This is a genomic window from Streptomyces hyaluromycini, from assembly GCF_002217755.1.
GTDB lineage: Bacteria > Actinomycetota > Actinomycetes > Streptomycetales > Streptomycetaceae > Streptomyces > Streptomyces hyaluromycini.
Genome location: NZ_BCFL01000027.1, coordinates 77,804 through 86,556, shown reverse-complemented (window position 1 = coordinate 86,556; position 8,753 = coordinate 77,804). Strand labels below are relative to the sequence as shown.

Annotated in this window: 8 protein-coding genes and 1 tRNA gene; 5 read left to right on the top strand and 4 right to left on the bottom strand. The window is 72.6% G+C overall.

What is annotated here, in order from left to right; genetic code table 11:
• Window positions 1-129: 129 nt before the first annotated feature.
• From SSP29_RS36160 to SSP29_RS36150, 3 genes are all read left to right on the top strand, one after another.
• The gene (locus SSP29_RS36160) at window positions 130-492 is read left to right on the top strand and encodes a DUF8844 domain-containing protein (protein WP_089105145.1); all 363 of its coding nucleotides are present in this window, start codon (window positions 130-132) and stop codon (window positions 490-492) included.
• A gap of 105 nt (window positions 493-597) precedes the next feature.
• Window positions 598-1,197, top strand: coding sequence for a bifunctional DNA primase/polymerase (locus SSP29_RS36155; protein WP_089105144.1), 600 nt, complete (start codon window positions 598-600; stop codon window positions 1,195-1,197).
• A tRNA-Lys gene (locus tag SSP29_RS36150) sits at window positions 1,188-1,261 on the top strand. The genes SSP29_RS36155 and SSP29_RS36150 overlap by 10 nt, the downstream gene beginning before the upstream one ends.
• A 74-nt stretch (window positions 1,262-1,335) precedes the next feature.
• Here the strand turns inward: SSP29_RS36150 and SSP29_RS36145 are convergent.
• Window positions 1,336-2,550 carry a M6 family metalloprotease domain-containing protein gene (locus SSP29_RS36145; RefSeq protein WP_089105354.1) on the bottom strand — a complete coding sequence of 405 codons (1,215 nt, stop codon included), beginning with the start codon at window positions 2,548-2,550 and terminating at the stop codon, window positions 1,336-1,338.
• Between the two features lie 372 nt (window positions 2,551-2,922).
• On the opposite strand from SSP29_RS36145, the gene SSP29_RS36140 reads away from it, so the two are divergent.
• On the top strand, window positions 2,923-4,764 hold the full coding sequence (locus tag SSP29_RS36140; protein ID WP_089105143.1) for a putative bifunctional diguanylate cyclase/phosphodiesterase: 1,842 nt from the start codon (window positions 2,923-2,925) through the stop codon (window positions 4,762-4,764).
• Here the strand turns inward: SSP29_RS36140 and SSP29_RS36135 are convergent.
• Window positions 4,734-5,831 (bottom strand): LLM class flavin-dependent oxidoreductase, encoded by a 1,098-nt coding sequence (locus tag SSP29_RS36135; RefSeq protein ID WP_089105142.1) that lies wholly within the window; start codon window positions 5,829-5,831, stop codon window positions 4,734-4,736. The genes SSP29_RS36140 and SSP29_RS36135 overlap by 31 nt on opposite strands.
• Before the next feature lie 162 nt (window positions 5,832-5,993).
• Here SSP29_RS36135 and SSP29_RS36130 point away from each other — a divergent pair, with 162 nt between their 5' ends.
• On the top strand, window positions 5,994-7,022 hold the full coding sequence (locus tag SSP29_RS36130) for a 2-dehydropantoate 2-reductase (RefSeq protein WP_089105141.1): 1,029 nt from the start codon (window positions 5,994-5,996) through the stop codon (window positions 7,020-7,022).
• Between the two features lie 68 nt (window positions 7,023-7,090).
• Here SSP29_RS36130 and SSP29_RS36125 read toward each other — a convergent pair whose 3' ends face one another.
• Window positions 7,091-7,822: a maleate cis-trans isomerase family protein gene (locus SSP29_RS36125; protein ID WP_089105140.1), complete on the bottom strand. Its 732-nt coding sequence runs from the start codon at window positions 7,820-7,822 to the stop codon at window positions 7,091-7,093.
• Window positions 7,819-8,613, bottom strand: coding sequence for a maleate cis-trans isomerase family protein (locus SSP29_RS36120; RefSeq protein ID WP_089105139.1), 795 nt, complete (start codon window positions 8,611-8,613; stop codon window positions 7,819-7,821). Before SSP29_RS36120 ends, SSP29_RS36125 begins: the two co-directional genes overlap by 4 nt.
• Window positions 8,614-8,753 lie beyond the last annotated feature (140 nt).

Sequence of the window (8,753 nt, the reverse complement as noted above, 5' to 3'; positions counted from 1 at the left end):
TGCCTGGCACCACCCACCTGGCCGAGCGCAGAGTCAGCCATCGGCCTGAGGGTCCCCTTGCGCGGGCGCGGGAGAATGGACGGTGGTCATCGGACCTCAGTCATCGACACCGTACGAGGAGGACCAGACATGGCGGAGCCCACGCCGCGTCGGAACGAACCGCGGCTACGCCCCGCGCCCCTGCTCTTCGAGCCTGTGGAAGCGGTCGCCGACCCGGAGCACTTCTTCGGCCTGGAGTCGGTCGACGACCCCGGGGTGCTGCTGGCCCGTGCGACGGAGCTGACGCAGGCGTTCCGGGTGGCCACCGACCGGGCGGTGGAGTTCCAGGCCATGGCGGCCGCCCAGCTCGCCGACCCGCGCCGCTTCGACCGTCTGACCCCGGCGGACATCGCCGAGCGCGCCGGGTGGACCGAGGACTACGCGAAGAAGATGGTCGAGTTCGGCCGGGATCTGCTGACGGGGAGGGAAGGCCAGGGGCCCGAGCAGATCTAGCGGATGGCATATGCCGGGCGGGCAAGATACGCCCTTCCGCCCCGCCCCGTCCCGGTTTCCCGCAACTCAGGGAGAGCGGGTGCTCACCCGGGGTATCAATGCCCCATGAGCAGCACACCGTACGAGACCCTCCCCGGCGGCCCGGGCGACGCGGCCGGGGTCACCTCCGACGGAGCCGCCTGGCTGGCCTCGGCAGGAACGTATCCGCGCAGCACGCTCGCCCTCTGGGCGGAGCGGCCGGACGCCCCGGTCGTCCTGCCCTGCGGCACCGCGTTCGACGTGGTGAACGCCCCGGCGCTGTTCGGCCGCCGCATGCTGGACCGGCTGTGGGACGAGGGGCCGGGGTCCGGGCCGGTCGCGGTGTACCGGGGCCGGATGCTCCTGTTCGCCGCCCCCGGCACCGCCGCCCGGCTGCCGTCGCTGCTGGGCTGGGAGGAGTGGGGCGGTCGCGGCCAGGCCGTACCGCCGCTGCTGTGCCACGGCACCGGCGACGCGGTGACCGTCCCGGCGCCGGGCGCCGCCCCCTCCCCCGCCCCGGCCGGCGCCCGCTGGATGGTCGCCCCGGACACCCGGCACCCGTGGCTCCCCGGCCCGGAAATCCTGCTCTGGGCGGCCGTCCGCGCGGCCCGCTCGACCGTTCGCATATCGATTTTTCCTCCCGCCGATCAGGATGCTAAGGTCTACGACGTCAGCAGGCGCCGCTAGCTCAGTTGGTTAGAGCAGCTGACTCTTAATCAGCGGGTCCGGGGTTCGAGTCCCTGGCGGCGCACGCGAAGTAGGTGAAAGGCCAAGCTCCTGTGAGCTTGGCCTTTCGCCTTTCCGTCAGTGGCGCCCCGGCAGGGTTCAGTCCGGCTGCCCCGGCGTGATCTTCACGTTCCAGGCGCCGGACGCCGTCCGCCCCTCCACCGCCACCTGCACACCGTCCCCCGGCACGGTGAAACTCTCGCCGAGGGCGACCGGGGCGTCGGCCAGCGGCGGGTAGACCGAGTTCTCCCAGCAGGCCTCGGTGCGCGGGTGGGCGTCGATCACCTCGATCGGGCCGCTGCCGGAGGCCGTCTCGTCGCGGATCCGGTAGACGAGGATGCCCTGCCGGCAGGCCGCGATGTCGTTGCCGGACGCGCCGCGCGCCTCGAAGGCCAGCACGGCGTCGGGCCCGGTGCGCACCAGCGCCAGCTTGGTGCCGTCGCCGAGCCCGAAGGCCGGGGCGCCCGCGGCACCCTGTGCCGGCACCCCCGGCCCGGCGGACAGCGGCTCCAGGGTCAGCCGGGTCGGCCCGGCCCCCCGGACGCACACCACCTGGCGCGGATCCAGCCATCCCAGCTTCCACTTGTGCCAGGCGAAGAAGTCCGGGGACAGCCCGAACTGGCTGCCCATCAGGTCCCAGTCGCCGACGTACGTGTCCCAGTCGCCCTTGCCGTCCACGGGGCGGTGGTAGAGGTCGGGGAGGTCGAAGACATGCCCGGTCTCATGGGCGAGAACCAGCCGGTCCGGCGGGTGCTTCTCGAAGACGGTGACGACCCGGCGGACGTCGGTGCCGTCGACGTGCACCGGGGTGTCGAGGTTCACCACCTTCGTGGCGTCGGAGTCCACGCCGGGCGCGTCCGGGTCGGCCACGAAGTACACGACGTCGTAGCGCGCGAAGTCGACCTCGGGATCGGCCGCCGCGAAGGCGTCCCGCAGGTAGGCGGCCCGCAGCGTGACGCTCCAGTCGCGCCTTATGCCGTAGGCGACCGAGGGCCGGGGCATCCGCAGCCAGTGGGCCAGCGGGTGCGGACGGATGGTGAACTTCCCGTAGGAGGCCTGCTCGTAGTAGCGGCTGGTGGCCGGGAAGTGGTCGGCGGCGAGCTCCGCGGGCGTGGTCTGCGGGGCGGCGTCCGGGAAGGAGAGGAACACCATCACGGCCGAAAGCGGGTGGGTGGGGCGGGTGTAGTCGGCGTTCCAGGTGTCGACGCCCTCGGAGTGGTGCGCGTCGGTGCGGTGCAGGGCGCAGGGGGCCGTGGAGAACGGCTGGGCGGCCGACGGTCCGGTCAGGATCGTCGTTGCGACGAGCGCCGACATCGTGGTGAACACGGCGGCGGAGCTGCGCAGCGGAAGACGCGGCACGGAAGGACCTCCGGGGGCGGTTCGCGGGACACCGCACCCAGCCTGTGTGACTTTTTCGTCATATGACCTGTTTATCTGCACCAGAAGGGTGAGGAACCCCCTGCTCACCACGCACAGACCCGAACGGCCGACACCCCGAGTCACTCACGGAACGTCACATGCGGTCGGACGGCCCAAGAACCCGTCCAGGTGCGGGCAGAAACGATCTGTCAGAATCGCCGCTTCATCAGGGACACTGGACAGTGGCTGGAAGGCCCTCGGGCCAGCATCTATGATCGGCACACTTTCCTGCACGGACAGAGATCGAGTGCACTGCGGGAGCGAGCGGTGAGCGGAACGTCCGAAGGGCCGACGCCCGCGGCAGACCTCGACCGGTCCGCCGTCACAGAGAGTGACAATACCTACCGGAAGTCGTACGAGAAGACAGAACCGAAGACCTACGAGTACGCGTTCGCGGCGGCCGCACTGCCCATGGCCGTCGTGGACCGCGAAGGGCATGTCACCTCCGCCAACGAGGCGTTCGCCACGCTGATCGGCGCCGATCCGGCCGGGCTGCCCGGGCGGGTCGCCGCGGACCTGGTGGACCTGGCCTCCGACGCCCGTACCTGGCACGCCTATCGCGAGGTGCTGCGCGGCCGGCAGGCCAAGCTGCGCTGCACCCGCCGGCTGAAGCACCCCGACGGGCACTCGGTATGGGTCCAGGTGACCATCTCCCCGCTGGCCAGGGAGGCGCCCGGGGTGCTGATCTCGGTCTCCGACATCAGCGAGCGCCGCGAACTGCAGGCCCGGCTGCGGCACTTGCAGATGCACGACCCGGTGACCCGGCTGCCCAACCGCACGCTGTTCTTCGAGCGGCTGTCGGCCGCGCTGGAGGCGGAGTCGTACGAGCAGAGCGGTACCGGCCGGATCGGCCTGTGCTACCTGGACCTCGACGGCTTCAAGGCGGTCAACGACACCCTCGGCCACCGGGTCGGCGACCGTCTGCTGGCCGCCGTCGCCGAACGGCTGACCCGGGTCGCCGACGAGGCCGGCTTCGCACGGGCCGGCGCCCCGCTGGTGGCCCGGCTCGGCGGGGACGAGTTCGCCCTGCTGGTCGAGGACTCGACGGGCACGGAACAGCTGGCCGACCTGGCCGAGTCGGCGCTGGCCGCCCTTCAGGCGCCGTTCGACCTGGCCGGCCAGCGGCTGTCGCTGTCGGCGTCGATCGGGGTGGTCGAGCGGCACGCCGCCGGCACCACGGCCACCGGCCTGATGCAGGCCGCCGACACGACGCTCTACTGGGCGAAGGCCGACGGCAAGTCCCGCTGGACGCTCTTCGACCCGGAGCGCAACGCCCACCTGGTGACCCGGCAGGCGCTCTCCTCCACCCTCCGCCCGGCCATCGAACGCGGCGAGTTCGTGCTTGAGTACCAGCCGCTGGTGGGCATGGGGGACGGCCGGCTCAGCGGTGTCGAGGCCCTGGTCCGCTGGCACCACCCGCAGTTCGGCACACTGACGCCGAATCGGTTCATCGGATTGGCGGAGGAGGACGGCTCGATCGTCCCGCTCGGCCGCTGGGCCCTGACGACCGCCTGCCGGCAGGCCCGCCGCTGGCAGCTGGACCACCCCGGCGAGCCGCCGATCTTCGTCAGCGTGAACGTGGCCGTCCGCCAGGTCTGGGACTCCGACCTGGTCGCGGACGTGGCCGAGACCCTGGCGGAGACGGGCCTGGCCCCGCACCTGCTCCAGCTGGAGCTGACGGAGTCGGCGGTCATGGGTTCGGCGGGGCGTCCGCTCCAGGCCCTCCAGGCCCTCAGCGACATGGGCGTCCGCATCGCCATCGACGACTTCGGCACCGGCTACTCGAACCTCGCCTACCTCAGCCGGCTCCCGGTCTCCGTGCTCAAGCTGGACGGCTCCTTCGTCCGGGGCTTCCAGTACGACGACCCGGGCGACCGGCCGAACCCGGCGGACGAGGTCGTCGTCGAGGCGATGATCCAGCTGGCCCACCGCCTCGGCCTCACCGTCACCGCCGAGTGCGTCGAGACCTCGGCGCAGGCCTCCCGCCTGCGCCACATCGGCTGCGACACCGGCCAGGGGTGGCTCTACTCCCGGCCGGTGACGCCGGATCGTATCTCCGAGCTGCTGGACACCCGGACCTACGCGGACACCCCGGTCGGCAAACCGTAGGCGTCGGCGACCAGTTCGTAGGAGCGCAGGCGCAGCTCGCCGCGGTGGGCGTGCGTGGTGAGCATCAGCTCGTCGGCGCCGGTGCGCTTCTGCAGGTCATCGAGGCCCGCGCGGACCTCTTCGGCGGTGCCGTGCACGATGTTGGCGGTCCAGGAGTGCACGAACTCCTCCTCCATCGGGGAGAACTCGTGCTGCTCGACGTCGTCGGGGTCGGGGAACAGACCCGGCCGCCCGGTGCGCAGGCGCAGCATGTTCACCGCGCCGGCCCGCACCTGCCGCCGCGCCTCGCGCTCCTCGTCCACGGCGAGCACGGAGACGCCGATCAGGGCGTAGGGCTCGTCGAGCACGGCGGACGGGCTGAAGGACTCCCGGTACAGGTCGAGGGCCGGGACGGTGTTCTGCGCGGAGAAGTGGTGCGCGAAGGCGAACGGCAGCCCGAGCATGCCGGCGAGCCGGGCGCTGAAGCCGGAGGAACCGAGCAGCCAGACCGGCGGCCGGTGCGGCGACTGCACACCGCCGGGGGTGGTGGCCTGGATCGGCCCGGGGATGGCATGGATTCGCCGGTACGGATGCCCGTCCGGGAAGTCGTCGTCCAGGAACCGGGTCAGCTCGGCGAGCTGCTGCGGGAAGTCGTCGGCGCCCTCGTTGAGGGTCGGGGTGCGACGGAGGGCGGCGGCGGTGGCCCCGTCGGTCCCCGGCGCCCGGCCGAGGCCGAGGTCGACCCGCCCGGGAGCCAGGGCCTCCAGGGTGCCGAACTGCTCCGCGATCACGAGCGGGGCGTGGTTGGGCAGCATGACGCCGCCCGACCCGAGCCGGATCCGCTCCGTGTGGGCCGCGAGGTTGGCGAGGATCACGGCGGGCGAGGAGGAGGCCACGCCGGGCATCGAGTGGTGCTCGGCGACCCAGTACCGGTGGAACCCGCGCGCCTCGGTGAGCCGCGCGAGCGAGGCGCTGGTGCGCAGGGCGTCGGTGGCGGTACTGCCGGTGCCGACGGTCACCAGGTCCAGTACGGAGAGGGGGACGGGGGCGGTCCCGTGGGTGATGCCCCGGATCTCGTCTGCCGACACGGTGAGAGCCTCCTGATGTACGACCGTTAGCTGTCTGGGGCGGTAACAGGAGGAGGTCTCCGGTTATTCCGGCCGCCCCGTTCCCGGCATGCCCGGCCCTTGATCCCCGGGCGATTCCCGCCTACTTTCGGGTAACCACTACGGATCAGGAGCGCTGCTGACATGCCTGACCCCAGCGGCGACCGGCGGCCGCGGATCGCGGTGTTCGGCGCGGGCAGCATCGGCTGCTACCTCGGCGGCCACCTCGCGCGGCACGCGGACGTGACACTCATAGGGCGGCCCTCGGTGCTGGACGGGCTGCACGAGGGGGTCACGCTCAGCGGCGGAGGCCGCCCGGCGGTCCGCGTCCCCCGGGACCGACTGACGCTCACGACGGATCCGGACGCGGTCGCCGACGCCGACTGCGTCCTGGTCACCGTCAAGTCCGCCGGCACGGTGCCGGCCGGACGGGAACTGGCCGGCCGGCTCCGCCCGGACGCCGTCGTGGTCAGCTTCCAGAACGGGCTGCGCAACGCCGGCCTGCTGCGGGACGAGCTTCCGGGCGTCACCGTGCTCGCGGGGATGGTGCCGTACAACGTCGCGCGGATCGCCCCCGACACCTTCCACCAGGGCACGGGCGGGGCTCTGATGCTCGACGCCGGCGCCGCCTCGGCACCGCTCGTGGCGGCACTGACGGCCGCCGGGCTGCCGGTCGAGCCGCGCGCCGACATGCGGCAGGTGCAGCACGCCAAGCTGCTGATGAACCTCAACAACGCGGTGAACGCGCTGTCCGGCCTGCCGCTGCGGGACCAGCTGGGCGCCCGCCCGTACCGGACGTGTCTCGCGCTGTGCCAGGAGGAGGCACTGGCGGCCTTCGCCGCGGCGGGAGTCCGGCCGGCCCGGCTCGGCCCCGTCCCGGCCGGGCTCATGCCCCGGATACTGCGCCTGCCCGACGCCCTGTTCCGCCGCATCGCCGGGGCCGGTCTCCGGGTGGACGCCCACGCGCGGTCCTCGATGTGGGACGACCTGGAACACGGGCGGGCGACGGAGATAGGCAGCCTCCAGGGCGAGGTCGTCGCCCTGGCGGAGCGGCACGGCCTGACGGCACCGGTGAACGCACGGCTCACGGCCCTGGTCCACGAGGCCGAACGCCCGGGCGGCCGCCGCTCGTGGTCCGGCCCGGAGCTGCTGGACGCGGTCCGTCAGCCATAAGGCGGCCGTGAGACAGCCGCGTGCCGGCCGTGAGCCGGCCGTGAGCCTGCGCGGTCCGCCGCGCCCGGTCAGGCCTGCACGATCGGCTCGCGGGTGAACAGGGTGCCCAGTACGGGAGCGTTCACCCGGCGGTCCGCCAGCCTCAGCCCCTCCCACACGGTCACCTGGTTCGCCGTGAGCACCGGCTTCGACAGCGCCTTCTCCAGCAGGGACAGGTGCGCCGCCGTGTGCAGCGCCGTGTCCGGAAGGAGCACCGCCTCGGCCTCCCCGGCGTCGGCCGCCCGCGCCAGGGTCAGGACCTCCTCCTCCCCCCACGTCCCCACCTCCGCCGCCGTGACGATCCCCGAGGACCGCACGCCGGTCACCTCCAGGCCCGCGGCCCGCAGGAAGTCCGCGAAGAGGGCGGCCACGTCGTCGGGGTAGGTCGCGCCGATCGCCACCCGCCGTACCCCGAGCTCCCGCGCCGCGTGCACGAACCCGAAGGACGTGGACGACGCCGGCAGCCCGGCCGCCCGGGCGAGCGCGCGGACCTGCTGCTGGGCGCCCTCCCAGCCGTACACGAAGCTCCCGCTGGTGCACGCCCACACCACCGCGTCGGCGCCCGCGAGCCGCAGCTCCGCCACCCCGGCCGCCAGCCGTTCCTCGGTCCCCATCTCCCGCAGCGCGTCCACCCGGTGCGCGTCCTCGCCGATGTCGGTGTGGACGACGTCCACCCGGATGTCGCTGCCGAGGAGCTGTTCGATACGGGGGTAGTCGTCCTCCGCGGAGTGCCCGGGGTAGAGGAGTCCGAGCGATGTCATGTCCACCCTTCCTGCTGTTCTTCCGGCAGTACGGGCCACTCATGCGCCGATATGTCCATCTTATTGACCAGCGCCTGATAAGGCCCGACGGCCCGGGTACCCAGCCTGCGCAGCGCCGCCCACATCGTGACCTGGTTGGCGGACAGGACGGGGATGCGCAGCTCGGCCTCCAGCTGGGGGATGACGTCATAGGTGGGGAGGTTGGTGCAGGAGATGAACAGGGCGTCGGCGGCCCCGGGCCGTACCGCCTGCCGGGCCATGGCGACCACGTCCCGGTACGGCACCTGCCAGATGTGCCTGGTCAGCCCCATGAACGCGCAGCCGGCGACCTGTACGCCCGCCTCCGCGACGTACTCCTCAAGGACCCGGGTGACCGAGACGGTGTACGGCGTGACCAGCGCCAGGCGTCGTACGCCCAGCTCGGTCAGCGCGTCGAGGAGCGCCCCGGAGGTGGTGAGGGAGGGCACCGCGCCCGAGCGGGTCATCGCCTCGCACATCGCGCGCTCGCCCGCGATGCCGCCGACGAAGCTGCCGGAGGTGCAGGCGTAGGCGACGACCTCGGGCGCGACCGCGGTCAGCGCGCGTACCGCCTCGCCGAGGGTCTCGTGCTCGCTGACCAGCCGGGCGAGGTCGAGGCCGACCTCGACCGGCACGTACGGCGTCCTGGTCAGGTGCAGCGACACGTCGTCCGGCACCCAGCGCCACAGCTCGCGGTCGAGCGCGAAGTCGAAGGGCGCCACCACGCCGATGCCGCGCTGGGGGCGAGGTCCGCCCAGAAAGGAGACGTCCATGGGAAGCCACCGGCCTCACGCTGGAGATCGAGGGGGCAACGGTCGACGGATACGCCCGTGTTGACGAAGGTAGGTTCGGGTGCCAGCGTGGTCAATCCGTGCCTCTGAGACGTTCCGTCCGCCCATGTCAGACGCTGTCG

Bases quoted from the DNA above. Each gene is read 5' to 3' on its own strand.
- SSP29_RS36155 (WP_089105144.1), top strand. From the start codon at position 598: ATGAGCAGCACACCGTACGAGACCCTCCCCGGCGGCCCGGGCGACGCG.
- SSP29_RS36145 (WP_089105354.1), bottom strand. From the start codon at position 2,550: ATGTCGGCGCTCGTCGCAACGACGATCCTGACCGGACCGTCGGCCGCC.
- SSP29_RS36120 (WP_089105139.1), bottom strand. From the start codon at position 8,613: ATGGACGTCTCCTTTCTGGGCGGACCTCGCCCCCAGCGCGGCATCGGC.
- SSP29_RS36130 (WP_089105141.1), top strand. From the start codon at position 5,994: ATGCCTGACCCCAGCGGCGACCGGCGGCCGCGGATCGCGGTGTTCGGC.
- SSP29_RS36160 (WP_089105145.1), top strand. From the start codon at position 130: ATGGCGGAGCCCACGCCGCGTCGGAACGAACCGCGGCTACGCCCCGCG.
- SSP29_RS36125 (WP_089105140.1), bottom strand. From the start codon at position 7,822: ATGACATCGCTCGGACTCCTCTACCCCGGGCACTCCGCGGAGGACGAC.